At 59.4% G+C, this 24552-nt stretch carries 20 protein-coding genes and 1 tRNA gene; 9 read left to right on the forward strand and 12 right to left on the reverse strand.

Annotated features, from left to right (window positions below):
* Positions 1–28 precede the first annotated feature (28 nt).
* Both DFW101_RS19850 and queF read right to left on the reverse strand, forming a co-directional pair.
* Positions 29–193: a hypothetical protein gene (locus tag DFW101_RS19850; RefSeq protein ID WP_009182801.1), complete on the reverse strand. Its 165-nt coding sequence runs from the start codon at positions 191–193 to the stop codon at positions 29–31.
* A gap of 171 nt (positions 194–364) precedes the next feature.
* Positions 365–802, reverse strand: coding sequence for a preQ(1) synthase (gene queF / locus DFW101_RS17290; protein WP_009182802.1), 438 nt, complete (start codon positions 800–802; stop codon positions 365–367).
* A 115-nt stretch (positions 803–917) separates the two neighbouring features.
* Here queF and DFW101_RS17295 point away from each other — a divergent pair, with 115 nt between their 5' ends.
* The 3 genes from DFW101_RS17295 to queC are packed head-to-tail and all read left to right on the forward strand — an operon-like array spanning position 918 to position 2636.
* Entirely contained in the window at positions 918–1292 is a 375-nt protein-coding gene (locus tag DFW101_RS17295; RefSeq protein WP_009182803.1) for a 6-pyruvoyl trahydropterin synthase family protein, read from the forward strand.
* Positions 1289–1924, forward strand: coding sequence for a 7-carboxy-7-deazaguanine synthase QueE (locus DFW101_RS17300; RefSeq protein WP_009182804.1), 636 nt, complete (start codon positions 1289–1291; stop codon positions 1922–1924). The genes DFW101_RS17295 and DFW101_RS17300 overlap by 4 nt, the downstream gene beginning before the upstream one ends.
* A 10-nt stretch (positions 1925–1934) precedes the next feature.
* Positions 1935–2636 (forward strand): 7-cyano-7-deazaguanine synthase QueC, encoded by a 702-nt coding sequence (gene queC / locus DFW101_RS17305; RefSeq protein ID WP_009182805.1) that lies wholly within the window; start codon positions 1935–1937, stop codon positions 2634–2636.
* Positions 2637–2767: 131 nt separating this feature from the next.
* On the opposite strand, the gene DFW101_RS17310 is transcribed toward queC, so the two are convergent.
* The 7 genes from DFW101_RS17310 to DFW101_RS17345 form a co-directional block, all read right to left on the reverse strand.
* Entirely contained in the window at positions 2768–6178 is a 3411-nt protein-coding gene (locus DFW101_RS17310; RefSeq protein ID WP_009182806.1) for a beta strand repeat-containing protein, read from the reverse strand.
* An 880-nt stretch (positions 6179–7058) separates the two neighbouring features.
* Positions 7059–7127 (reverse strand) — tRNA-Asp (locus DFW101_RS17315).
* A gap of 120 nt (positions 7128–7247) precedes the next feature.
* Positions 7248–7892 carry a hypothetical protein gene (locus tag DFW101_RS18710; protein WP_009182807.1) on the reverse strand — a complete coding sequence of 215 codons (645 nt, stop codon included), beginning with the start codon at positions 7890–7892 and terminating at the stop codon, positions 7248–7250.
* Positions 7893–7901: 9 nt separating this feature from the next.
* The gene (locus tag DFW101_RS17325) at positions 7902–9773 is read right to left on the reverse strand and encodes a DUF7483 domain-containing protein (protein WP_009182808.1); all 1872 of its coding nucleotides are present in this window, start codon (positions 9771–9773) and stop codon (positions 7902–7904) included.
* Positions 9773–11320 carry a hypothetical protein gene (locus DFW101_RS18715; protein ID WP_009182809.1) on the reverse strand — a complete coding sequence of 516 codons (1548 nt, stop codon included), beginning with the start codon at positions 11318–11320 and terminating at the stop codon, positions 9773–9775. Before DFW101_RS18715 ends, DFW101_RS17325 begins: the two co-directional genes overlap by 1 nt.
* Before the next feature lie 9 nt (positions 11321–11329).
* Complete coding sequence (locus tag DFW101_RS17340) at positions 11330–12409, reverse strand: hypothetical protein (protein WP_009182810.1); 1080 nt, start codon at positions 12407–12409, stop codon at positions 11330–11332.
* A 1-nt stretch (position 12410) separates the two neighbouring features.
* Positions 12411–19079 (reverse strand): tape measure protein, encoded by a 6669-nt coding sequence (locus DFW101_RS17345; protein ID WP_009182811.1) that lies wholly within the window; start codon positions 19077–19079, stop codon positions 12411–12413.
* 147 nt (positions 19080–19226) lie between these two features.
* Between DFW101_RS17345 and DFW101_RS19635 the strand changes: the two genes are divergently transcribed.
* The 6 genes from DFW101_RS19635 to DFW101_RS18720 all read left to right on the forward strand — a co-directional run bounded on the left by DFW101_RS19635 (position 19227) and on the right by DFW101_RS18720 (position 22976).
* Positions 19227–19520, forward strand: coding sequence for an MJ0042-type zinc finger domain-containing protein (locus DFW101_RS19635; protein ID WP_157137664.1), 294 nt, complete (start codon positions 19227–19229; stop codon positions 19518–19520).
* Between the two features lie 460 nt (positions 19521–19980).
* The gene (locus tag DFW101_RS19640; protein WP_157137665.1) at positions 19981–20232 is read left to right on the forward strand and encodes a hypothetical protein; all 252 of its coding nucleotides are present in this window, start codon (positions 19981–19983) and stop codon (positions 20230–20232) included.
* A gap of 320 nt (positions 20233–20552) precedes the next feature.
* Entirely contained in the window at positions 20553–20963 is a 411-nt protein-coding gene (locus tag DFW101_RS19250) for a zinc ribbon domain-containing protein (protein WP_083838498.1), read from the forward strand.
* On the forward strand, positions 20960–21346 hold the full coding sequence (locus DFW101_RS19645; RefSeq protein WP_157137666.1) for a zinc ribbon domain-containing protein: 387 nt from the start codon (positions 20960–20962) through the stop codon (positions 21344–21346). Before DFW101_RS19250 ends, DFW101_RS19645 begins: the two co-directional genes overlap by 4 nt.
* A gap of 25 nt (positions 21347–21371) precedes the next feature.
* A complete protein-coding gene (locus DFW101_RS17350; protein WP_009182813.1) occupies positions 21372–21620 on the forward strand; it encodes a hypothetical protein in 249 nt (82 codons plus the stop codon).
* 354 nt (positions 21621–21974) lie between these two features.
* The gene (locus tag DFW101_RS18720; RefSeq protein ID WP_009182814.1) at positions 21975–22976 is read left to right on the forward strand and encodes a Rha family transcriptional regulator; all 1002 of its coding nucleotides are present in this window, start codon (positions 21975–21977) and stop codon (positions 22974–22976) included.
* Between the two features lie 112 nt (positions 22977–23088).
* On the opposite strand, the gene DFW101_RS17360 is transcribed toward DFW101_RS18720, so the two are convergent.
* The 3 genes from DFW101_RS17360 to DFW101_RS17370 form a co-directional block, all read right to left on the reverse strand.
* Entirely contained in the window at positions 23089–23676 is a 588-nt protein-coding gene (locus DFW101_RS17360; RefSeq protein WP_009182815.1) for an HK97-gp10 family putative phage morphogenesis protein, read from the reverse strand.
* A 41-nt stretch (positions 23677–23717) separates the two neighbouring features.
* Positions 23718–23993 carry a DUF1799 domain-containing protein gene (locus DFW101_RS17365; RefSeq protein WP_009182816.1) on the reverse strand — a complete coding sequence of 92 codons (276 nt, stop codon included), beginning with the start codon at positions 23991–23993 and terminating at the stop codon, positions 23718–23720.
* 68 nt (positions 23994–24061) lie between these two features.
* On the reverse strand, positions 24062–24472 hold the full coding sequence (locus DFW101_RS17370; RefSeq protein ID WP_009182817.1) for a hypothetical protein: 411 nt from the start codon (positions 24470–24472) through the stop codon (positions 24062–24064).
* Positions 24473–24552: the final 80 nt, after the last annotated feature.

Here is a 24552-nt window from a genome sequence, read left to right on the forward strand (position 1 = left end):
AAAAGCCGGCAGCCCGGCCCTTCTCGTCTCAGCCCAGGGAGCGGCGGCAAAAATCCAGGAAGTCCTCGTCGTCGGCTTCCCGGCGCACGGCGGCGTCCTCCTCCGTCAGGGGATTGACGTCCCCCCCCTGCCACACGCCCTGGACGGGCTCGAAAACACTCACGCATTCCACATGGACGGTCGGTGCGAACATGGCTTCCTCCCGGAGTCTGGCCTGGGATTGCAGGTTCCGTTCCAGAGCCTGCGGATCTTTTCCGGCCCGGCCAAACCGCCTGGGGTCGGGGCATGAAACGCCGCGCCTTCCTTTTCCAGTCGCCGGCCCCGGCCGGCTGGTTACCGCTGGCCCACCGCCGCCCTTCCGCCCTTATTCCTTCACATAGCCGGCCGTGACCGAAATGGTGATGCCGCCCCGGGCGGCGAAGTCGCCGGTCACTTCCATTTCGAGGGGCTGGCAGGCCGCGACCAGATCGTCGAGAATCCGGTTGGTCAGGGTCTCCATGAAGGTCCCCTCGTCGCGGTAGCTGAACAGGTAGAGTTTGAGGGACTTGGACTCGATGCACCGCTCGTCCGGCACATAACGGATGGTGATCATGCCGAAATCGGGCTGGCCGGTCTTGGGGCACAGGCTCGTGAACTCCTCCGAGGCGAAGGTCACGGTGTAGCGTCGGCCGGGAAAGGCGTTGGGAAAGGTTTCGAGCAGCCCCGGGGTCACGGTGCGGGGATAGGCGGTCGCCCCCTGGCCGAGGGTGGTCAGGGTGCTGACGTCGTCTTTCGGAGCTGAAGGCGCTTTGGGCGCGGACATGGCGTCCTCCTTGACGGCCGGGCAGGGCCGTGGTTGTCTTTATGGTCATTGACAAGGCCAGGGCGTCTCCCTACGCTCCCCGGCCTTCCTATTCAATGCCACGGAGGGAGCCTTCATGCCAGGGACCTACACCATCACCGTTTCCGGCGCGTTCAGCGCCGCCCACCGCCTGCCCGACCATCCCGGGCCGTGCGCGTTCATGCACGGCCACAACTTCGAGGTGGCCGTGGCGCTCACGGCAACGGCCCTCGTCCGGGGCATGGTGGCCGATTTCCTGGACGTGCGCGCCGCCCTGGACGCGGCCTTCGCCCGGCTCGACCACGCCTGCTTAAACGACATCCCCGAGCTGTCGCCGCCGACAGCCGAGGTCCTGGCCGCCTGGATCTTCGGGCAGCTTCGCGAGCGCCTGGACGACGGCCGGGTGCGGGTGGCCCGGGTGACGGTGACCGAAAGCGCCGGGTTGGCCGCCACCTACGCGGAAGACGCATGAGCCTTCGCGTCCACGAGATTTTCGCCAGCATCCAGGGTGAATCGAGCTTCGCCGGCTGGCCGTGCGCCTTTTTGCGCCTGTCGGGCTGCAATCTCGACTGCGTCTGGTGCGACACCCGCTACGCGGCCGCATCGTTCGTCGAAATGACCGTCCCCGAGGCCGCGGCCGCGCTCCTGGCCTCTGGCCTGCCCCTGGTCGAGCTGACCGGCGGGGAGCCGCTTTTGGCCCCGGAGCTGCCGGCCCTGGCCCGGGCCCTGCTCGACGCCGGGGCGACCGTCCTGGTCGAGACCAACGGCAGCCGGGACATCGCCGTGCTCGATCCCCGGGCCATCGCCATCCTGGACATCAAATGCCCGGGCAGCGGCATGGAAGGCCGAAACGACTACCGAAACCTCGACCGGCTGCGGCCCCGGGACGAGGTGAAATTCGTGCTCGCCGGCCGCGACGATTACCGGTTCGCCCTGGACGTGGCCAAGCGGGTCTGGGACCGCCATACGGTCCATCTGTCGCCCGTTACCGGCAGCCTCGACCCGGCCGAGCTGGCGGGCTGGATGGTGGCCGACCGGGTCCGGGCCCGGCTTGGGCTGCAACTGCACAAAACCATCTGGAGCCCCGAGGCGCGGGGCGTATGAGGAGGCGGCCATGACAGCGCAACCCAAGGCGGTGGTGCTTTTTTCCGGGGGCCTGGATTCCACGACCTGCCTGGCCGTGGCCCGAAGCGAAGGGTTTTTGCCGTGCGCGCTCAGTTTCGAATACGGCCAGCGCCACAGCGTGGAGCTCTTGGCCGCCCGGCGCGTGGCCGCGGCCCTGGACGTCCACGCCCATCTGATCCTGCCCCTGCCGCTCGGGGCCATCGGTGGCTCGGCCCTGACGGCCGACATCGACGTGCCCAAAGACCGGGACCCGGCCACCATGGAGACGGAAATCCCGGCCACCTACGTGCCGGCCCGCAACACCATCTTCCTGTCCCTGGCTCTCGGCTGGGCCGAGGTCCTGGGGGCCGAGGACATCTTCATCGGCGTCAACGCCCTGGACTATTCCGGCTATCCGGACTGCCGGCCGCAGTTTATCGCCGCCTTCGAGGCCATGGCCAACCTGGCCGTCAAGGAAGCGGTGGAAGGGCGGCTTCGCATCCGCATCCACACGCCGCTTCTGCACCTGACCAAGGCCGGCATCGTGCGCCTCGGCACCAGCCTCGGCGTGGATTTCGGCCTGACCCACTCCTGCTACGACCCGACCGAGGAAGGCCTGGCCTGCGGCCGTTGCGACAGCTGCCTCTTGCGCAAAAAAGGCTTCGAGGAAGCGGATATCCAGGACCCGACCCGGTACCGGCCGAGTTTGTGAGGGAGCAGGCTTCAGCGGAAGTGCGGGGAGGGAGAGATTGTGGAATAAAAAACGCCCCCGCCCCTGAGGAGGGGCGGGGGCGTTGCTTCTACCCAAGCTCTTCGTCGAATCGAAGGGTCTCTTCGGAGGTGTTATGCGAACGAGATATTGGCTCCAGCCAATGCCTGGTCGATAGTGCCAATGAGGGTTAGTTCGCCTGCATTCATTCCATCGGCAGATGCCAAAGTATCGGCCCAACGATAGATTGCAGAACTGTTGTTATCAGCAATTACGACGATGGCGGTGGCGTCCGCATCGGTAATGGTAAAAGTGTTGAATGCTGCAGCAACCCCTGCTGCCGTATCCGCCGCTCCATCCGCCTGGTTTTCTAGGAAATACACCACATCGTTCGTAGTCGTGAAGTCTGCGGTTACATTTGTGAGTGCATCCGCTGTAGTAAGATCGTTGACATTAACCACATCTGTCGGAATATTGAAGCTGGTTATGCCGACATTTATGTCGGCATTTGCCAACATAAATGTATCTGCAGAAGCAGTCGCGGTGACATTGAGTCCATTAAGGGCGGTGATCGTCCAGCCAGGACCATTGGTAGTGGTGATCGTGCCCGAACCGTTTGCAGAATAAAGGGTGTTCAGATCTGCAGCCGTCACTGTAGCGTCACTGGCCTGAATGTTGTAATTGGCATTTGCAGTTATAGTGCCTGCCGTTTCTGCAGCCGCAAATGCCTTGGCTTCGTTCACCGTACCGGTCACGGTGGTCACGTTCGTCGCACCGACCGCCACCGAGGTGGCGGCGTCAATCGTCGTCAGGTCGGCGGCTGCCGAGGTGGCATCGCCGGCTGCGATGGCGATGGTGTAGGCATTGACCGCCCCCGCTGCCGTCAGGGTCTTCAGGGAAGCGACGGTCGAGGTGTTGTCCAGTGTGGCCGTGGTCACGCCCGTACCGTTCGCCGCATCGATTGCGTTGGCTTGGGCCACCGTCATGTCGGTGCCGCTCACCGTCGCATTATAGTTTGCCGCCGCGGTAATGGTGCCGGCGGTTTCGGCAGCCGCAAAGGCAGCAACTTCAGCCGCCGTACCGGTCACGGTGGTCACGTTCGTCGCACCGACCGCCACCGAGGTGGCGGCGTCAATCGTCGTCAGGTCGGCGGCTGCCGAGGTGGCATCGCCGGCTGCGATGGCGATGGTGTAGGCATTCACCGCCCCCGCTGCCGTCAGGGTCTTCAGGGAAGCGACGGTCGAGGTGTTGTCCAGTGTGGCCGTGGTCACGCCCGTACCGTTCGCCGCATCGATTGCGTTGGCTTGGGCCACCGTCATGTCGGTGCCGCTCACTGTCGCATTATAGTTTGCCGCCGCGGTAATGGTGCCGGCGGTTTCGGCAGCCGCAAAGGCAGCAACTTCAGCCGCCGTACCGGTCACGGTGGTCACGTTCGTCGCACCGACCGCCACCGAGGTGGCGGCGTCAATCGTCGTCAGGTCGGCGGCTGCCGAGGTGGCATCGCCAGCTGCGATGGCGATGGTGTAGGCATTGACCGCCCCCGCTGCCGTCAGGGTCTTCAGGGAAGCGACGGTCGAGGTGTTGTCCAGTGTGGCCGTGGTCACGCCCGTGCCATTCGCCGCATCGATTGCGTTGGCTTGGGCCACCGTCATGTCGGTGCCGCTCACCGTCGCATTATAGTTTGCCGCCGCGGTAATGGTGCCGGCGGTTTCGGCAGCCGCAAAGGCAGCAACTTCAGCCGCCGTACCGGTCACGGTGGTCACGTTCGTCGCACCGACCGCCACCGAGGTGGCGGTGTCAATCGTCGTCAGGTCGGCGGCTGCCGAGGTGGCATCGCCGGCTGCGATGACGATGGTGTAGGCATTCACCGCCCCCGCTGCCGTCAGGGTCTTCAGGGAGGCGACGGTCGAGGTGTTGTCCAGTGTGGCCGTGGTCACGCCCGTACCGTTCGCCGCATCGATTGCGTTGGCTTGGGCCACCGTCATGTCGGTGCCGCTCACCGTCGCATTATAGTTTGCCGCCGCGGTAATGGTGCCGGCGGTTTCGGCAGCCACAAAGGCAGCAACTTCAGCCGCCGTACCGGTCACGGTGGTCACGTTCGTCGCACCGACCGCCACCGAGGTGGCGGCGTCAATCGTCGTCAGGTCGGCGGCTGCCGAGGTGGCATCGCCAGCTGCGATAGCGATGGTGTAGGCATTGACCGCCCCCGCTGCCGTCAGGGTCTTCAGGGAAGCGACGGTCGAGGTGTTGTCCAGTGTGGCCGTGGTCACGCCCGTGCCATTCGCCGCATCGATTGCGTTGGCTTGGGCCACCGTCATGTCGGTGCCGCTCACCGTCGCATTATAGTTTGCCGCCGCGGTAATGGTGCCGGCGGTTTCGGCAGCCGCAAAGGCAGCAACTTCAGCCGCTGTACCGGTCACGGTGGTCACAGAAGAAGCATTGATAGTTGGTGCAATTGCTGCGTCAAGGGTGGTCAAAGTGGCTGCGGGTAAGGTCGTGTCGCTCAACTTTACTGATCCAGTGCCAGAAATAGTTACATCTGCCACCTGTGCAGCCGTTACTGCAAGTACGTCGCTAGCAGCTAAAGAAATACTAGTCGCCTTACCCACAGTTGTCGAAGTGAAGTCAGCAGTGCCAGTCAACGTGCTTCGAGTAAATGTTGCAACGGAGTCACCTACCGTGCCAGCCCAGCTTACAGTTACATCGCCTGTCGCTGTGCCACCAAAGGTAAGGACTCCCGCCGTGTTGGTCACCGTAAAAGTCGTTCCCCCACCACCGCCGCCCCCGCCGCCGCCAGGCGTGCTCGGATTTTCAGGCGTGACCGGCGTGACAGGCGTGACCGGCACGCCTTCCGTGTGGCCGTACTCGACGTAGTGGCTGATGGGGTCCAGCCCGGCGCTTTGCAGGGAAGCCAGAACCTGGGCCGGCGTCCAGGTGGTGGTGCCGGTCTGGTTCAGTTCGTCGGCCTTGCTCTGCAGGTAGGCCTGGACGTCGAAGCTGGCGCTGGGGTTGAGGCCCTCGTTGACGCCGAACTGGGCGAAGTGCTCGTAGGGCGTCAGGCCCGCGCCCGCGATGGACTGCAGGACTTCCGCCGAGGTCCAGTCTGTGCGGCCGCCGGCGCTGGCGGCGTTGAGCTCGGCCGCCTTGGCGCTCAGATAGTAGGCTTGGTCGAAATACTGGTTCGGGTTGAGGCTCTCGTTGGCGCCGTACTGCTCGTAGTGCTCCATGGGCGTCAGGCCGGCGTCCAGGATGGCTTGCAGGGCCGTGCTCGTAGTGTAGGGCGTTTGGCCGGGCTGGAGATGGGCGTTGAGCTGCGTGGCCTTTTGCTGCAGGTAGTAGGTCACATCAAACGAAGGGTTGGGGCTCAGGCTCTCGCCGGCGCCAAACGCCGTGTAGTGCTGGTAGGGCGTCAGGCCGCCGCTCTGCATCGACTGCAGAACCTCGGCGGCCGTCCAATCGGTGCGGCCGCCCGTGCCGGCTGTATTCAAGGCGGCGGCTTTCTGCTCGAGATAATAGCTTTGGTTAAACCACGTCGGCTCGTTCATGTTGTGCATCCTCAAGTTATAGGGAGAAGAAAAAAAGGAACACCGGCCTCACCCGACGACTGGCAGCGCCTCGCCTACGTCCTTATAACGCACACTTCTTGGCGGACACGCGACCGCGACAAGCGACGACAGGTTCGCCGACAGTTGCGGTCTTCTCGGTGCAGACGCTTGATAATAATGAAAATGTTGCAACATGACACTCCGCAGAACAGCGCCCCGGCTACCCGGGAACGCGTATTCCGACATAGGCAATAGAGTATCCGGCGCCAACTCAAAACAACGTCCTGCGTTATTCTGGGCTTTTCTAAGGGCATTTTTCAGAAATGGCAAGAATGAAATAAATGGTTCTGTAAAACACAAAAGAGTCGGGACTATTTCTGATGCTTACCGTATGAATTATTTCTGCGCGATGGAGTGGCGCGGCGGGGAGAAGGGGAAAATGCAACACCAGCAATTCATGGAAGCCCTATTCCAATAACATGCGCTTGCAATGCGTTCGGTAGGGCCTTGTGCCTGAAGAATAGCATCACCAGTGGTTTGTACAGTGGCGGAAATGCTTTATTGACTTGTGCAAAACGGCATGAACCAAGCGGAGGGCTTGGGAAATGTGTGCATGATAATCATGCTCATTATAAGAAGCAGGGCTCGGGCAAAGGAAGCACCGCTTTTTTGAGGCAAGGCCCTGGAGCCGTGCGGCGACACTCCCTCAAAAAGGAAACATATTCACCATCGGTGCTGTTGTCGGTCCGGTAAACGATCCAGACGAGAATAAAAGACCCGAGGTTCTGGGATCGAGACGTCTGTCACGGCCGCCAAACGCAAGAAGCCCCGAAGGGGTTTCCTTCGAGGCTTCAACAAGCGACGGGCGCTTGTTTCGATCTGGCGGGGCCGAAGGGACTCGAACCCTCGCCCTCCGACGTGACAGGCCGCTGATAGCCGTTTTTCACCCAGCTTTTACGCCGTTTCGCGACCACTCGCGGCAGGGCGTGAATGCTGGGAGCATTTCAAAAGCGTACCATCTAGCCCCGGGCACCCGCTCGGGGCTTTTGTCGTTTCGGCCCGGGGCCACCTACCCCGGCAGCGCGATCGTGACGTCGATGGTCGCGACCTCCTCGGCCGTCGTGGCCGCCTGCACCCGGTCATAAATCGCCTGCCGCTGCCCGATGACCGCCCCGGAGATTTGTAACCATGCCTCCCGGTTGGCCAGGATGCGTTGCGCCAGTTCCGCGACCGGCATGCCCCTGGCGGCGGCCATGGACCGGATGCACGGGATCTTGTCGCCGGCCGACGTGTTGGTTTCAAGCGTCGGGTCAGCCATGAGGGCGGCGGCCTCGGTGGCCTGCTGGTCCCACGTCTGCTTTTCCCAGGCCCCATACTCGGTGCCGAGGGGGTCCAGGACGGCGTCACAGGCGGCGCGGGCTTCGGCGATTTTGGCCCCCTTCGCCCGCGCCAGCGCCTCGGCCACCTCCTCGGGTGTAAAATCCTGCACGGTCCACGTCTGATACCAAGCGCCGTCCTCCCGCTGCTCGGGCTCCCCCTCCACAAGCCGCTGCGTGGCCGTGATCTCGGGCCAGGCGACAGGCTTGACGTAACCCACGCCGAGCAGGTCCAGCACGGAATCGTCCCAGGCGGCGGGCAGGGAGATGTTGGGGTTGCGGGCGACGAGTTCTTGCTTGCTAAGCGGGTATTGGCCGGTGAGTTTATCGCGGTACATAGTATCTCCCTAGGCGCAGGCCCAACCAATCATCTGCGCGCCGTTGATGTTGATGAGTGACCCGCTCGCATTGATGCCGTTGGCAATAGGGTCAATAAAGTCGGTGGTTGTGACTTCGGCAGCGGTGGAGTTGAGGAGCAGGTACGGATCGTTGCCTGAGACGATGCCGCGCACGGTGTCGAAAACGTACCAGTCGCCCGATGCGTCGGTGCGTTTAAGGATTATGAACCGGGGGATAAAGCCGAGGGGGATATCCTGGTTGGTGCCGTTGCCCGTGTAGGAAAAGGCTTTGCAGAGGCCTGGGGTGTCACCGAAGAGGTATGCGACGTATGTAGTGCCAGCATCATTAGGGCCACTAGCCCCCACCGTTGCCACAGTATCTGTAGGTTCTGTATTATTGAACCACGCAGAATTGGTACTAGCAGCATCAGTTTTTTCGAGACGACCCGCTAGTCTAGTAGCACCAAGACTTTTATGATATACCACCCAACTATAAGCAGCACTACGCCCCTTAAACCATATCATCCCTGGTATAGATTTGAGATTGTGGGGGATTGTACGGGCTACTCCGGTGCCCGTGTAGCAGACTTGGTCGAAGAAGCCTGGGGCGCGGCGGAAGCAGTAGTTAACGAATTGTACAGATGATTGGTTCACGCGACCATAGTCAAGGTCACTCCCAAGACGTGCACCGTCTTGAGTATCAAAACCAGTAACCCCGCCCCAAGACGAATTATCGGCGTACTCCGCCATCGTGCTTGATGTTTCTAATTCTTTGTATGCTCCACGCAGCCTATCCCCAACGAACCAACCACGAATATCTTTCCCCTTCGCAATCACAATATCCGGCGCAAACCCCACTCCCGTCACCGTAGCCGCTGCGCCCGTTCCCGTCCTGGCGATGGCGTTGTAAACTTTGGTCCCGTCCGTGGGGACTCTCATGGGGCCACGGCGGATGGCGAGACCAACATACGTGGTTGACGCAGACAGAGATGTTGCGTTGAGGCCATTTGAGGTCAAGTCAATGGTTGTTCCGGCCGTCTCTGCGGTGCTGGCATTAGGGTATAACTGCTGATCGACTGATCCGGTTAGAATGCCGCGCATAGTGTCAACGACCAGCCAATTGCCCGTGGCGGTAGACGCTTTCAGTATGTCGAGTTGAGACTCAAAACCAAACGGGACAGCAGCATTGCCGCTAGAGTCGGTCGTGAAAGTAATGGCTTGTACCAACCCGTCCGGGCTCTCATCATGCGCCCAAGCATGGATGATATACGTGCCGTCCGCGATAACCCCGTTGACCAGCGTCAGCGTCGTACCCGAGACGGTGATATGCCCAAGCGTAGCCGCTGCGGCCGTCGTCTCACCGATGAGCAGTTGCCCGGCCGGGAGGGAGCGGTGCCAAACATACCAGGAGCCGGCGGCGTCGATCCGCTTGACGCGGACCATGCCGACTGTGCCAAGGGAGGAGAGGTCTACGGTGGCGTTGGAGCCGGCCGACTTGGTGATGAGGGCCATCTTGAAGAACTTGGGGGCCTCGCGAAAGGTCCAGGCGACCACTTTAACACCACTCCAGTACGTTCCTGTTTTAAATCCATTAGCTAGCGCCCCGCCAAAAAATAAGCTAGTGTCGAATGCTTGAGCGTCAACAAGACTAGTTCTCAAATAATTATTCCATGATCTTGCAGAATCGTACAGGAAATGGTGCCCTATGTCGGAACGAGGTTTTATCCATACCAGTCCCCCGTATGTAACCAGATCAATACCGTTTGTTATTGTCTGTGCTGCGCCGTTCCCAGTGTACAAATCGACGGAAAACACGTCTTCGATGTATGTTTTGTCCGCCTGTGAACCTGCAACTGCTGCAAGAAGATTTGTAGCAAGCATTACTTCAAGTCCTTCCCGCTAACGAACGCCTTCCAGGTCGTCCCGCCATCCGTCGTCACGAACACCAGCGCGTCCGTGCCGCTGGTCGTTAGCGTCGGAGCCGTGCCGCCTGCCCACTTGGTGCCGGTCGGCCATGTTATCGTGTAGGCCCCACCGTTGGTCAGGAGGAGCACGAAGCCGGCCAAGACACCGGACGCCGGCACGTTGCTCGGGGCAAAGGTTGTCGCTGCGGTGACCGTCGCGGTGAAGCAGTTGCCGAGCGCCATGTCCAGCGTCTGCGCCCCGGAAATGGAGCCCCGGGCGGACATGCCCTCGGAGGTGGACAGAAGGTCCAGGCGTCCCGTCATCGCGCCGCCAGCCGTGGCGAGGGCACCGACCTGGGCGGCGGTAGGCATCGCGTGGACGTGGTCCTCGTGGGACAGCCCCGAAGCAGTCCCGGCCGCAGCCGTGCCCAGGGCTTCGGGGGTAGCCGATCCAGCGGCCGGGATCGTCGGCAGGTCGGCCAGGGCGGCATACGAAATCTGCGCCCCATCCCCGCCGCTGTGGTCGTGGCCGTCCCCGTTGGTGACGCCCTTGGCGGCCGGGGCGGCGCCAACCTGAGCGGCGGTCACGGCATGTGGGTTGTCCGTCCGGGAGATGTGCGTCTGAATGTTGGTATTGGCCGGTTCATAAACGCCAGTATGGACGTGACCCAGGATCGAAAACGTGGCGGCTGCCCCGGCCGGAGTCACCGCCCGAGTCGCGTCCGTGCCGGTCTGCGTCTCAGCCGTGGTCGCCAGTTCCACTTTGCCGGCGGCCTCGGTAGTGGCGTTAGGGATATTGCCCGCCGCGATCTCAGCCGCAGCCGCCGCGCTGGCCGCCGCCGCCGTAGCCGAATCGGCCGCTTCGCCGGCCTTGGTGGTGGCCGTTGTTGCCGCTGCGACCGCCGTGTCTTTCGAGGAGACAGCGAGGTCTTTCGCGGCTACCGCCGTGTCTCGGGCGGACTCGGCCGCCGTCTTCGCGGAAGCCGCAGAGGTGGCACTAGATGAGGCTTCTCCGGCCTTGGTGGTGGCGGTCGTGGCCGATCCGGCCGCAGCCGTGGCCGAGGTGGATGCCTCGCCCGCTTTGGTGGTAGCCGTGCTGGCGGCTCCAGACGCCGTGGTTGCGCTGTCTGCCGCTTCGCCGGCTTTGGTGGTGGCCGTCGTCGCTGCCCCGCTGGCGACGGTGGCAGAGGTGGCGGCCTCGCCGGCTTTCGTGGTCGCGGTGGCGGCGGCCCCGGAGGCCGTGGTAGCAGAGGCCGATGCTTCGCTGGCTTTGGTTGCCGCCGTGGAGGCGGCTCCAGAGGCCGTGGAGGCAGAGGACGCCGCTTCACTCGCCTTGGTTGTGGCTGTCCCGGCAGCGGTGTCCACCGCGTCGGCCGTGCTATTCGCCTGCGTTCCAAAAGCGTTAAGCTCGGTTGCAAGCTCCGGCAGCGCGTTAAGAAAAACCTCGGCGCGCTCGTCGAACGACGCGGAGTCCGCAATCGAAGGCGGATCAGGAATAGGCGAAATAGTCTGTGTGATGCTCATAGCTGTCTCCTAAGCAAGTCCTTCGATTTCCAGCGAACAGTCGCTCATGCTCGGCCCAGGTACGACGATTGAAAAGTCTGTGTAGAACCCTTTGACAAGCATGGACTCATACATTTCTGTGGCAGTTGTGGAGTTGTCACAAATAAACACGGCTGGAGTTGCCCGCAAATCAGCAAGAGTTCGATAAACCGTGTCTATTTCTTTGTTACGCACATACATGTCAATGGACGTTTTCTTTTTATATTTGCCAACTGACAGGTATGTCACGCCGAAGCTGTTAGTTTCTTTCTTTGAATAGTCAATTATGGAGAGTGTCGGATTAAATTTTGTGCTTCCAATGTTTTTTGTTGCGCCGATAACAACGTCCCCGCATTTTGCCGTTTCCGGCGAGAATATGGTTAGGCGAAGCCGCGTGTTATAAAACATCGGGAATTGCTGATACGTATCTTTTCTTGTCTTGGACTGCGTACTGAAAAAAAAGTCGCTCCATGATTTGGAATCACGCAAGATAAGCCAAACCCGAGAAGACCAAACAACAGTATCGTCCGCTGACAGGCATTCCATGTCGATGTAGCTGCCAACGCAGTTAAACAGCGCGACAGCATTGCACTTGGACGAGTCCAGTTCGATTATTATGGCATTGCCACCAGTGACAGCCACGCCTGTTGTCTGCGTGTCCGTATAATTGTCGAGCATCGCGTAGTAATTGGTCGGGCCAAGCTCAATCCAGAAATTGGTGTCCGTGAGCACGACGCCTTGGTTGACGCTGCCAACCTCTGTCCAAACCGGCGATTCTCCGGTCAGATAGTTGTCCGGCTGTTGCCCGGTTGTGTCCTTGTTGGCCTGATAGATTTTGTGCGTTGAAACGAGGTAGCACAGATTGCTGGCGGCATAAGCAGTGCCGCTTGCCCATGCTGATATGCCCGTGATCGAATCCCCGACCAACGCTTGATAGATTTTATGGTTGTCAATGACACGCTGGCCGACAAGATACAGTGTCGCGGAGTTGTACGGGTCATAGTCGTTTTCGACCACGTTGTACGAGACAATTGTATCGGCCGTGATCTGTTTCGGGACGATGAGTTTCATGTTACTGCGCCGCCTTGGTGGTCAATCCGTTTGCATCCCAATCGTCCGCAAGCCGCGCCAGTTTCTGCGTATTCTTGGCCGTCTCCCGTGCAGCGGCGTAAAGCTGCTGCTTCATGGATTTTATTTCGGCCACGAGGTCCGCGAATGCGTCACCCATGATGTTCTTGGTCTGTGAGTGTGGTGTAATAGCCGTGGTCGCGCCAAAGCGGACGATCTCAGGCCCCTGCTCACCAACGAGACCCCACGATCCGCCGGGGGCGATGCCACCCAGGGCGTATGGCTGGATCATCCCCTCGGCGCGGCCGTAGGCGGCGTAGTGGGCCTTGGCGATAGCTTCCAGCGTCGAAGTAGACGGGCTGAAAGACATGCCGAGGGTGCTTGCCATGGACTTGGCTGCGGCATACGGATTTATGCCAAGAGACGTGGCTTTGTTCTTGTAGTATTGCGCCGTCTTGTACATGACATTATCGACGTTCGGGAAAGGAACACCCTCGTTATATCCAAACTCAAGCCAGTGGGCTAAGACGTTGGCCGCACTGCCATAAAGTCCGGCTATGGAATTTTGGACTTCAAGGTACGTGTGCGTCCCGCCTGTGTCTTTGTTCCAATCCGCCATTTTGGCGTAGAGGTATGCGCCTACTGCATCCGAGGGGACGCTAAACCCGTTGGAGGCTGTCACGCCAAATTGGGAGCCCCACGCTGCGTAGGTGGACAGGGCCGGAAGAATCTGGTCGGCCGTCCACGAAGAAGAACCGCCATAATTGGCATAGCTCATCAGGGCGCGGAGATTGGTCGCCAGTGCGGTTTGCTCGGCGGTGTAGGTGGTGCCACCGGTCGTTACGTCGGGAGTGCCTGGGACTGGAACAGTCGGGGGCGTGACCGTGATGTTTCCAGCCACCGAAGCAATCTGCGCCAGAAGCGTGGTGATCTGGCCGATGTAGGTCGGCATGGAGGTCGTGTTAAACGTGGTCATCGCGGAAAGGAACGTGCCGACCGACCCGCCAGTACCAAGCAGCTTGGCGATATTGTCCTGCGTCTGCCCGGATTGCGCCAGCGTGATTTCGACCGCTTTGCGCCAGGAAGATTCGTTGTCCGTCACGTCGCCGTACAGGTCTTGGATGCCGGATTGCGTGGCCTCGGAGGCGTCCTTCAAACCCTGAAGCTTCTGGATATCGGGCGTTTGCTTAGAAAGCTCGGCCAGGATTTCGGCCATGATATTTTTTTCGGCGTCCAGCAGGTCGGTCATGCGGGCGTAGTAATTGACATCGCTGCCCGTAATGGCCTTGGCCTGATTGAGCTTGGTCACGGTGTCGATGTAGCCAGCGAGGTAGGTCTCGCTGTCACCGGAGGCCCGAAGTGCGTCCAGGTAGTCGGTAGCGAGGCTCTCCAACGTCGCGGCGGCCGAAATCTGTCCGGCCCCGCGCCCGGCCGTGGTCATCTGCTGGTAGGCCGTGGCGATCTGCCCGGCCAGGGAGGACGTTTTATCAGCGCCTGAAAGCGGCGAAAGGTCACCGGTCGTCAGGTCTTTGATGGTCGAAGTGATAGCGGATTGGGCGCTTTTGGCGCTGTCGAATAGGTCGCCAACCAGCGTGATTTGCTCGTCCAGGATCGAGCCAAAACTGTTGGCCGCCTCGGTCAGGTCGTCCACAAGGTCGGAAAAGCTGTCCTTAAGCTTGCTGATCTGATCGTTAAGATCGGACATGCGCTTGGACCACGCCGCTTCCTGTGCGTCGTCCCATGCGGTCTGGCGCTCCCCAGCCATGACCTGGACGAGTTGCGCCAGGTATTCGGCGGACATGCCGTCCTTCTGCGCCTGCGCGTACTCCTCGCGCTGGCTCTGCACCAAAGAGGTCCAGGTGGACATGGGGTCATCGCCCGCGACAGTGTACTGGCGGGCGGTCAGCTTGGCCCAATTCGACTGCCACGTCTCAAACTGCGTCGTCAGCGCATCCTCTTGCGCCTTGACCAGGGCAGCAACCTCGGCCGTCTGTGCAGCCACAAGGGTGGCGTAGCTCTCGGCGGTGTAGAGGTTGCTTGCCATGGCCTCCTTGAGTTCCTTGGCGTTGTTCTCCAGCTTTTCGTAAATAGAGGCAGCGTAGTCGTTGTCCTGCGCTTTCAAGAGCCGGATTTCCGCGTCAGACGCCTTTTCGGCCATCACTTCGGCCAGGGCGTCATAGGTGGCCTGGACGGTTGCGGTTTCCTGCTGGCGCAGGGTGGCAAGCTGCGATTCGGACGCGCCGAGGATGCGGGCCGCCTCGATCCAGTCGCCAAATTCCGACGTGATCTTGGCGACCTCGGAGGCCGTTTTGTCCGCGCCGGTCGCATCGTCCACGGCGGACTGCGCGTTGGCCATCGCGTCCTGGATCGAGGCTTGGCGCTCAAGTTCTTGGGTGTAGGCGATGGCGGATATGGTGGCATCGTCGTACCCGGCCTTGTCCGCGTCGTAGAGCTCCCACCGGTTCGAGGCGATCTGCGCGGAGGCGGACGACGCCGTGTCCATGCCCAGGGCCTTGTAGGTCCGGGCTTGGAGGCTCTGCCCAAGCTTCTCAATGGTGTTGTAAAAATCCGTGATGGCGTCGGAAATGGTGTCGAAATTGTTGACCCACGAAGAGGCGTCCGCCCACGCTTCGAACTCGTCAACAGTAAGCCCGCGCTTCATCGCGGCATCAAAGCTGGCCCAGAAGCTGTCTATCGCGACGGACGGGTCTTTGAGGTCGGAAATAGCCTCGTTCGACTTGTCGGTATAGTAGGTGGCCTGCTTCTTGTAAGCGTCAATGTTGTCGAGCGTGTTCTTGACAAGGTTGCCCATGATCGTCTTAAAGGCGTCTTCACCACCGACGGCGTCCTCGATCTGGCTGGCGTAGTCGGCCTGGAGAATCTTGGAAAGCTGCTCATCCGTGACATTGAGCGCAACCGACGTGTCCGTGGCCGTGGAGGCCAGGACCGACATGATATCGCCGGTCGCGCCCATGGCGGCAGCCATAGTGAGCATGGCCGGCAGGGTGCCCTGAGCCACCTGGGTGTTGGTTGCCCGCAGAGCGTCAATGCTGTCCTGGGTGATCCCGGCCAGGGTTTCCAGGTCGTAGCCGTAGGCCTCGGTGTAGCCGCCAACGGTTTGGTAGGCTTTGGATAAGCGCGAGAACTCGTCGATGTAGACTTCGCCGTTTTCGGCCACGGCGTCGAAGGCACCACGCAAGCCGGACTGGTCCAGGGCGCTAAAGGCCATGGCGTTCGTGCCATTTTTTATATAGCCGTCGAGCTGATCGCTCGTGATGTTCATCGTGGGAAAATTGAAATTCTTGACGAATTCCTTGGTCGAGAACCCCAAGACCTTGGAAAAGTCCGTGACGTTCTTCGCGGCGTCCTTGAAGGCTTCGGACACCTTGCGGACCACGTCCGGATCGGTGACGCCCGTGGAGACCGTGGAGCCGTCGCTGTAGAAATCGACGCCCGAGGCGTTGACCGCGCCCCCGGTCACGCCGATGTTGTAGCCCTCGGCGACTTTCTTGATCTCCTTCTTGTTCTCCTGGCCGAACAGCGAGACGAGCCCGCCAACCGCTGCGGTCACAGCCCCCGCGACCTGCAAGCCCGGAATCATCATCATGACGCCGCCGGCCGCCATGACGCCGCTGCCCAGGGCGCTTAGGGCGCTGGTAGAATTGACCATGCCCATGGCCCCGCCGGCCACGGCACCGGCCCCAGCGACCGCGCCGCCCCAGGAGTATTTGGAGTCGGTGGCGGCGGTTGCCGATGAAAAGCTGCCATTCTGCCACGCTTCATTCCCACCCTGGTTCCATCGGGAGGAGGTCGCGTTCCAAACGTCCTGGTATTGCGTCAGTCCTTTGCCAATACCCTTGCCGATGTCGGGGGCGTCACCAATAAGGAGCGAAGTCCCGGAGCCGGACGACTGGAGGCCCTGCAAGAATGAATCACCCGAGCTTTCGCCAATCCTGTCACCCAACTTGTCAAAGAGGGTGGGGTCGTAGGCGGAACTGCCGGATGAAGACGAAGAGGAGCCCTTGAGCAGGTTGGAGAGGTCGAGCCCTCCGCCTCGCTGGCCCGATGTAGCAGAGCCGGAAAACAGCCCACCCACCATGTCCTTCAACTGCTGTTTCACCAAGTCTTCCACGAATGACGCGAAGGCATCCAGCATCCGGCTCAGCATGTTCTTCCACAGGTCTTCGATGCTGGCGGTCCCGTTACCGATGTTACGGATCATGTCCCCAAATCCGCCGGCGATACCGTCAATCATCCCGTTGGTGGACGAAATGATGGAGTCGCTCATCTGATTCCAAGACTCTTTGGTCTTGGTCATCTCGGACTTGTAGCCGCCGAAGGCGAGGGACCAGCGGGACGAAAAGGTTTCGGCAAAGGTGCCGGCGTATTGCGATTCGCTCTCAAGCTGCTTTTTGCGGAGTTCGTCTTCCTGTTGCGCGGCGTAGACACGGAAAGCCAGTTCGTCTTGGGCGTTGGCCTTGACGACTCCCAGGTGTACGTCGAGAAGCGCCTTTTCGGCGTTCCAGTATTCGGAGGAGACGGCGGCCACGCCTTCGTAAGCCTGCCGTTTCGCCTCTACTTCCTTGAAAGCCATGACCTGGCGCAATTCGCCAAGCTGCTTTTCCTTCTCGGTTTCGTCGGCAATGGCCCCGATCCGCTTTTGCTGGTCCGCCTCCCACGCCTGGGCCGTGGTCATGCTGGCCCCGTAGATGGCGTCCGGGTCGCCGGTCAGCCGGCCAAGTTCGCCAAGCATGTTGGCCGCGTCGGACATGGACTTTTTCCAGGCGTCGGCCTGGGCCGCGAGGATTTCCAGGGCCTTGCTTTTGCCCATGACTTCCAGGGTGGCGTTCAACTCGGCCGTGCTGCCTTTCGCGCCGATCATGGCTTGCCGGACAGCGGACGCGGCCTTGTCGTACCGTTTTTCGATGGCCGCGACCTTCGCCCCCAGGGAGTCGCCCCCAAGCTGCGCTTCAAGTTGATCGTACTGGTCTTGGGCCTGCTCAAGGTATGCGGAGGTACGTTCGGCGTAGCGGGCGGCGGCGTTGGCGGATTTCTGGCCCTTCTTCCCCAGGTCTTCGAGGCCCTGCGCGTACTTCTTGTTTGACTCGTCGATCAGGACAGACATGGCGTCATTGGTGATTTCGCCTTTGTAGGCCTTCCCCCATGCCGCCAGCACGTCTTTTCTGTTTTGCGCCCAAAGGGATTTCCCCTTATCAGCCGAAGACGCCCAAGAATCGAGGACCGCCTCTTGCCCCTTCTTCTCGGCTGCGAGATTGTCCTCGTTTTGCTTATTTATTGCAGCGAGATTCTTCTTCCCAATTTCTCTTCGGGCGTTCTCGGAAATTTTCTGTCGAAGCTCATTGGCTGCATTCTCCATGCGCCGGACTTCTTCCAGAACATCTTCCCTGGGAATCGTTTCGTATTCAAATGCTGATATTTTTTGCGATATACCCTGTCCGTCGCCAAGCTGATCTTTGAGAGCCTTTGCCCTCTTCTCGTAATCCTCGATCTGCTTGGTAGCTGTAAGCGTCTCGCTAAGTGATCTAATCTTGTTTGCTACAGTGTCGGCAGCACTTCCAATAGCATTTACGGCCGCGATGGCTGCCCCAAAAGCCGTTGTTTCTCCTAGCGCGGCCTTTAGGCTATCCCAGGAGTTAGTCATTCGGTTGAACGCTGCCTGGGTGCTGTTGCCTACATCAGTCGCCCCCTGTCCAGACTTTAGCAATTCTGCGGTGAACCTTGGCAGGAATGTTTCTGTCGCTAGCCCACCAGAAGACAGAAGCTTGTCCAACTCTCCGGTCGTCATCCCCATGGCGCGGGCGGCAATTTGAAATGCGCCCGGAAGGCGCTCTCCCAGCTGGCCCCGCAGCTCCTCGGCCTGGACTTTTCCTTTTGAAATCATTTGGGAAAGGGCCAAAAGGATGCCGTTGGTATCGCTGGCAGACAGGCCCAAAACGGACGCCGATGAGGCAACCGCTTCAAATGTTTTTGTAGTCTCGGCCCCTTCAAGCGTCGTGCCACGTGCAGCCGCTGCAATGAGCTTGTATCCGTCTGCTGCGTCAGTGAGTTTCAGGCCAAGTCGGTTAGATGTTTCCGCAATAGACTCCATAGCCAAAGACGCGCCAGTTTGTGAGCCAGTGACCAATTTTAGAGTCCGGTCAAATGCCTCAAACTGCATTTTTGCGCTGGCAATCTCCTGGACGAAACTAGAGACAGCGCCCAAGGTAAATGCACCAGCGATAGCCCCTGCCAATGGAGTTATCAGGCTGGTAAGAGAAGATACGGAAGATTGTGTAGATTTTATTGGAGCCGAAAGACCAAATATCTTCGTCGTAAGCGCCGCAATCGACTGCTCCGTCAACCCCATCTGCCGACCCATCTTCTCGATCTCGTCCTTGGCGAAACCGCACTGCCGGGCCATGGTCTCCAGCGCCTTGGACCCCTGGACGGCGGCAAGGCTTTTCATCGCCTTGGACCGGAAGTCCTCAAAGGCTTGGCCGGACATGCCCATCATCTTGGCGACTTCGTTGACGCTCAGTTCAACGCGCCGAAACTGCTTCTGCGTCGATCCGGCGAACGCTTCCATGGTCGCATCAACCTTTTTCAGGTCGTTTGCGAACTCAGGGAAGCCTTCTGCTTTGATCTTGGCTTCAATGGTGCCAATATTGGTCATGGCGCGTTCCTCTTTCGTCGGTTGGCGTTTTCGCCGTTGACAATCGAGGAAGGAATGTCTGCTATCGGAGGACTTCTATTTCTCACCTCCTCCCGGTAGGGTCCGGTCGTGACCCCGTGGACCCTTTAACCGAGAGGAGGAAGAAAAGTGATTTTGAACTTACCGAAGATGTGGACATTTAAGCACATCAAAAAAGACAAGCCAAGTTGTGATGCTGTATTCCAAGTGACAAACGTCTCAATTGGTGCATCCGGCACCATCCAGTGCCCGAGCTGTGGAGAGACATTCGCCGTCAAGGACACTTTGGAAGCCTTTTCCGCTTATAAAAAAGCGATCAACGGCTTAAGGAGCAATGGACTTCAAGTTTATCCTCCAGAAGCTGAAATTGAGGCTTTCGAAGAGCATATTGCTCACATGAAGAGCATGGCGGCCGACGGTTAGACGCGAGGAAGCATTCGCCACACGCCTTTTCGTCTTCGGCTTGAGCTTTTAACTGGCGGGCGTCGTGCTGTGGGCTGGGGTCGTTAGTGCCTCGGCCCACGTTGCCGATCTTTTCATGGTCAACGCCCTGGTATTCGGGGCCTGCCGAGAAATACTTGACAGTGAACACCGGGGCTTCTCGCCCGTGGGCGACGAACTCAATATGGAAAATTCCAGACTTATGGAGCGGGATTTCCATGCCGTTGAAAAAGATTCCGGTCAGGTTGTCCGTGTGCATCGGGCAGTTGATGACGAGAGGTCCCTTTTTGGCCTCCCGTATCGCGTTCGTGCAGTCCAGGCACGAACTGCCCGTGTTCATGTTGCATGCGTTGCAGTCCGGGAGCGGTTTCATGATCTTTCCCCGTGGTTGAGGTTGCCCCCCCGGCCCATCCCCTGGTATCGGGGCGGGAAAGGGGGAAATATGAAAATTATCTTGACTTTGCTGGTGGTGTTTTTGTTGGCCGGTTCGGCGTGGGCGCAAGGCAATACGAACCCGTCCGATATGGCAGAGGCAAAGTCTTTTGTTGCTTCGTTGCCGCCAGCATGTAGCAGCAATATAGCCACACGACCTGATGGGACGGTGGCAGTCTCTTTTGTGTGTGTCAATAAAGCGAACGAAGGGAAGGCCGGGACTGTCTTTATAAAGAACGGCAAAGTTACAAATGTCAACTAGCCATGAAAATTACAAACATCAAAACATGCCTACTTTTTGTGTGTTCGATTCTCGTTTTTTCTCTTAACAATAAAGAATCGTTGGCTGATTCAATGATTGAAAAGTCTCACTTCGGATTTTTCAAAGAAGCGGTCCAGGCGTCAGGCTATCAATGTGCCACATGCGAAGGCGGCCACGCCCTCGGCAGCGGATATAAAGGACAACTTTTCCGCGTATATTGTAACGACAATACTTTGAAATATCGTGTCGTGATAGGGCAAAAGTACCTTTGCGTGGAGCCCTGGGGCACGAAACCCCAGCGGTGCGAATAGGGTGACGGCATGTTTATCTTTATTTGGATTCTTTTCGGCATCGCCGCCGCTATGGTCGCGTCCTCAAAAGGTCGTAATGCAGTCGGCTGGTTCTTCCTCGGGCTTCTCCTCGGGCCGTTCGGGCTGATCTTCGCGCTTATCGCCGGGAAAGAAGGCCCGGCAGAATGGGAAAGGAAGTGCCCCTTCTGCGCGGAATTTATCAAGAAAGAGGCCATTGTTTGTAAGCATTGTGGAAAAGATTTGCCCAAAGAAGATACCCTTGGCGTAAGCAAGAAAGACATCTCCAAGTGGATACTTGAACAGCCGCCCCTCGCACCGTGGAAAACTATTCTTGTTTGCCCTTCGTGCGGGACTAAGCATGATGGCGACCCATCAAAATGTCGCTTTTGCGGCTGGGAGCCGGCGCAGGGGAATACATGAGCCTTATCAAGTGTCCAGAATGTAGCCGCGAAATTTCGGATAAGGCGGAGACATGCCCAGGCTGTGGCGTCAAGCTCGGTGTTTCCAATAAAAATGGAAAGCGCAGTGCAAGTGTTTTTGCGGAGATTTCGTGGGTTGTTTTTGTAATAGAGCTTGTTTCAATAGCTGGAGCCACTGCTTATATTGCAAGCGAATCAGCGGGCGGAATTAACGGTTACCTATTTCGGTTTGCTGTATTTTGGCGCCTATTCGGATGGATATTTTTTCTTGTGTCCTTGGTGGGGATTCTATTTGCTGTCGCCTCTTTGGCCAGGAAAGAGCCCAAAAATGTTTTAGCCTGGGTTTGCCTTGTTCTTCATGGGGTTAGCTTGATAGGCAAATAGGGTGTTCCCGTAAGGAGAAAGTATAATGTTTGGAATTGGTATTGTTGAGCTGTCTATTGTCTTCGGCGTATTATTGTTAATTTTTCTTTTGCTAAGAGAATTCAATTGCTGGTACTTCAAAATCAATGAGCACATTCAAGACCAATGGAAGCAGCTTGTTGTCCTGCGGAAAATCCTGGCCATCCTTGAAAAGCAAGAGGCGCGGGCCTCTCAAGAAGCGCCAACCGTGGCAGAGCCGACAGAGGAAACCGCCAAGGCAGAACCCGGCCGGTAAAGCACCAGGGCCGTGACCCTAAAAACTTTTCGCCCTCGGGTATCCGGGGCTTTTTTTGTTGACAGGTCGAAATTTCGGTGCGGGCCGGGTTGACAGGCTGGGAGTAGATACGTACTTACTCCCCATGAGCAAGGAAATTGTCGCCATCTCAATCAAATTGGAAAAGGAGGAGCACAGGAGATTGAAAATCCTGGCCGCAGAACTTGGCTTGAACTTCAAGGAAATTTTCTTGTACGGAGCGAGGAAATTGGCCGAAAACCAGGAGTTGCAGCGTCCCAAATAAACGGCCCCGGCCAGACGTTCCCGCGTCCAACCGGAGCCTAACCACAACCGACCTTCACAGGAGGTACGACCATGGCTAGCGCCATCTTAAACGAAACCGGCTGTTCGATCAATTCAGTCCCCACCGTCGATCCCAACGCCCCGAGTGGCCCTGTCCTTAAAATTGTCAGCGGGCGGCCCGTCGTTTCGTCCCGTCAGGTTGCCGACCACTTCGGGAAGCAGCACAAGAACGTCATCCGGTCGATTGAGGCCATTATCCGTAACGCCCCGGAATCGTTCGGTGGGCTCAATTTTGAGCGCACGTCTTACCGTGTCGAAATCCCCAACGGCGGCGGCTTCAAAGACTGCCCCGCCTACGACATGACCCGCGACGGCTTCGTGATCGTCGCCATGGGCTTCACGGGCAAAAAGGCCATCCTCTGGAAGATTCGGTACGTCCAGGCGTTCAATGCCATGGAAGCCGAGATTGCCGGCCAACCCAAGGCCCTGGCTGCTCCCGTCGCCTCTCCCGCCATCCCGCGCCGCACGACGGCCCAAGAGCGCAACCCGCTGGCCGTGCTGGTCAACAAGCTGATGGGTGAACAGGGACCGACGCGCCCGGCCTACATCGCCTTTTGGCGACGGTTCCACGAGGTCTTCGGCGTCAAGTCCGTGGACGAGATCACCGTGGACCAGTTGCCCAGGGCGCTGGCGTTCGTGGACGCGCTGATTGCCTTCCGGGAAGGAGTGGAGCCCAAAGCCCTGCCGGCCGGTCGGCCACGAAACAACTTGGGCGATTACTGCGCCCTGTACGGGGGCCTGCCGCCCACCCCGCAGTATTGGATGGACCTGCTGACCGAGTACGCCAAGGCCAGCGAGGCGTTCGGGCGGAAGCTAGACGAAATCAAGGCCGAAGCCACCAAGCCGTTCCGCGTCAACCGGAAGTCTGGCATATCGACCTACTTCGATGAGGCCATGTCGCCCATGTACAGCCTGTTTGATGCGGCCGAGAAAAATCAACATCACGCCTACTGCAACGTGTTCGACGCCCTGAATGGCTGCCGGAACATTTGGATGTTGCTGAACAAAGGATAGGCGCAACAAAATATGTGGGGCCGGCCGGAAACCGGCCCCGTTAAGCAGACATCCCTTCCTCAATTGTCAATGATCTGCCTCGCCACTGTTGGCGGGGCGAAATTCTTTGGGCCTAAGCCCCGTAGACCTTCCGCTTCACGCCCCGGCGCGTGGTCTGTCCAAGTTCAAGGCCGATGGCCATGCCGATGTCGTTAAGGCTTGCGGCCCTTGCCCCTCGCAGGGCCGGGCGCATGAAGGGTCGCGCTCCATTCTTTTCTCTTGACGTCCCAAACTCCACGAACGGGGCGTAGAAAGCCGAGCCGCCGGGCGAACCCTCCGCACCGGCCTTGACCCATCCGAGACACGTTCCATCCTTCCAGCGAACGCGGGTAAAAATGGAGTCTCGGAGAGTCCCGGGCCGGCGGGCGGTCCAACCAGACCCGTTGTTTGTGTCTTTTCTGGTGCGCTTCCCCTGGCTGTTGAGTTCCCATTTCTGCCCATTTTCAGCCAACTCTTTGCGCTTCTTCCACTTGGCTCGGTTGTATTTCAGAGTCCGGGCGTAAAAAAAAGAACGAGTCCCCTTCGTAACCGTCCCGACCGGGCAAAGCTGTCGCGCCTTGGCTGCGATCTTCTCGACCGCCTCGGAAACGCCGGCCTCGATGCCAGTTTTCATGGCCTCAAGGATGGCATCAACGTTCGATATGTAGGTAGCCTGGGCCATAACGCTTCCCGGTTGTTGGGGCCGGCTGTCCCGGCCCCGTGTTATTCCGTCTCTTTCTCGGCTTCGCGCTTCCGGGCCTGCTCACTCAGGACGATGGCGGCCAGGGTTTGGACTTTCGCCATGCACTCGCGCTGGTCTTCGACTTCTTCCAGGTCCATGATGGTCTTGACGGCCACCACGTTGATGTCCACGGCCCCGCCAAATCCCAGGATCAGTTGCCCCCGGCAGCGCGACCAGATGCCATAAGCTTCGACATTCCCCGGCGCGATGTCCGGCCGACACTTCCCGCAAGGCGGGCCGTTTTTCTTGCGCTCCACGTCCGCCGGCTTGTCCCAGGGGGTCGGTGCGTAAGCGACACGGCACGCCTCGCAGTTGGCGTCACGGCCTAGCCATTCGCCGAGGACGAGGAGTTTTTTTCGTCGGCCTCCTGCTCCAGCCGATAGGACTCTTCGAGGTCGGCGTATTTGGACAGCACCCACCCCTCGAAGTCGGGCTCATTATTCAGGAGCATCATCTTGTTGGCCGTGGTCATCTTGACGTCCGGACCGTCCGCATCGTCGGGGTCTTTGAGGCCGCGACAGTTCGTGATGGCCATCTGCGCCTTCATGAGGCTGGCCGACGCGGTGTCGAACTCCTGGACAAAGCCGTCTTTGCCGCCGGCCACGATCTTCTGCGTCTTGGCGTTGATGTCGCGCTGCTGGCCGGGGACCAGGAGCGAAACCTCGAACTGCACGCCGTCTTTGTAGGTGTACCAAGCGGACTTCGGGGCCTTGGACTTTTTGGGCAGCATAAACATGGCGTTTCCCCTCTTGAGGAATCCCGTAGTTAATGGGCGGCTGGCGGGCCGGGGTTTACCCGCCGGGACACGCGCGTCCC

Source organism: Solidesulfovibrio carbinoliphilus subsp. oakridgensis, assembly GCF_000177215.2.
Lineage (GTDB): Bacteria > Desulfobacterota > Desulfovibrionia > Desulfovibrionales > Desulfovibrionaceae > Solidesulfovibrio > Solidesulfovibrio carbinoliphilus.

Bases quoted from the DNA above. Each gene is read 5' to 3' on its own strand.
- DFW101_RS19850 (WP_009182801.1), bottom strand. From the start codon at position 193: ATGTTCGCACCGACCGTCCATGTGGAATGCGTGAGTGTTTTCGAGCCC.
- queF (WP_009182802.1), bottom strand. From the start codon at position 802: ATGTCCGCGCCCAAAGCGCCTTCAGCTCCGAAAGACGACGTCAGCACC.
- DFW101_RS17295 (WP_009182803.1), top strand. From the start codon at position 918: ATGCCAGGGACCTACACCATCACCGTTTCCGGCGCGTTCAGCGCCGCC.
- DFW101_RS17300 (WP_009182804.1), top strand. From the start codon at position 1,289: ATGAGCCTTCGCGTCCACGAGATTTTCGCCAGCATCCAGGGTGAATCG.
- queC (WP_009182805.1), top strand. From the start codon at position 1,935: ATGACAGCGCAACCCAAGGCGGTGGTGCTTTTTTCCGGGGGCCTGGAT.
- DFW101_RS17310 (WP_009182806.1), bottom strand. From the start codon at position 6,178: ATGAACGAGCCGACGTGGTTTAACCAAAGCTATTATCTCGAGCAGAAA.
- DFW101_RS18710 (WP_009182807.1), bottom strand. From the start codon at position 7,892: ATGTACCGCGATAAACTCACCGGCCAATACCCGCTTAGCAAGCAAGAA.
- DFW101_RS17325 (WP_009182808.1), bottom strand. From the start codon at position 9,773: ATGCTTGCTACAAATCTTCTTGCAGCAGTTGCAGGTTCACAGGCGGAC.
- DFW101_RS18715 (WP_009182809.1), bottom strand. From the start codon at position 11,320: ATGAGCATCACACAGACTATTTCGCCTATTCCTGATCCGCCTTCGATT.
- DFW101_RS17340 (WP_009182810.1), bottom strand. From the start codon at position 12,409: ATGAAACTCATCGTCCCGAAACAGATCACGGCCGATACAATTGTCTCG.
- DFW101_RS17345 (WP_009182811.1), bottom strand. From the start codon at position 19,079: ATGACCAATATTGGCACCATTGAAGCCAAGATCAAAGCAGAAGGCTTC.
- DFW101_RS19640 (WP_157137665.1), top strand. From the start codon at position 19,981: ATGAAAATTATCTTGACTTTGCTGGTGGTGTTTTTGTTGGCCGGTTCG.
- DFW101_RS19250 (WP_083838498.1), top strand. From the start codon at position 20,553: ATGTTTATCTTTATTTGGATTCTTTTCGGCATCGCCGCCGCTATGGTC.
- DFW101_RS19645 (WP_157137666.1), top strand. From the start codon at position 20,960: ATGAGCCTTATCAAGTGTCCAGAATGTAGCCGCGAAATTTCGGATAAG.
- DFW101_RS17350 (WP_009182813.1), top strand. From the start codon at position 21,372: ATGTTTGGAATTGGTATTGTTGAGCTGTCTATTGTCTTCGGCGTATTA.
- DFW101_RS18720 (WP_009182814.1), top strand. From the start codon at position 21,975: ATGGCTAGCGCCATCTTAAACGAAACCGGCTGTTCGATCAATTCAGTC.
- DFW101_RS17360 (WP_009182815.1), bottom strand. From the start codon at position 23,676: ATGGCCCAGGCTACCTACATATCGAACGTTGATGCCATCCTTGAGGCC.
- DFW101_RS17370 (WP_009182817.1), bottom strand. From the start codon at position 24,472: ATGTTTATGCTGCCCAAAAAGTCCAAGGCCCCGAAGTCCGCTTGGTAC.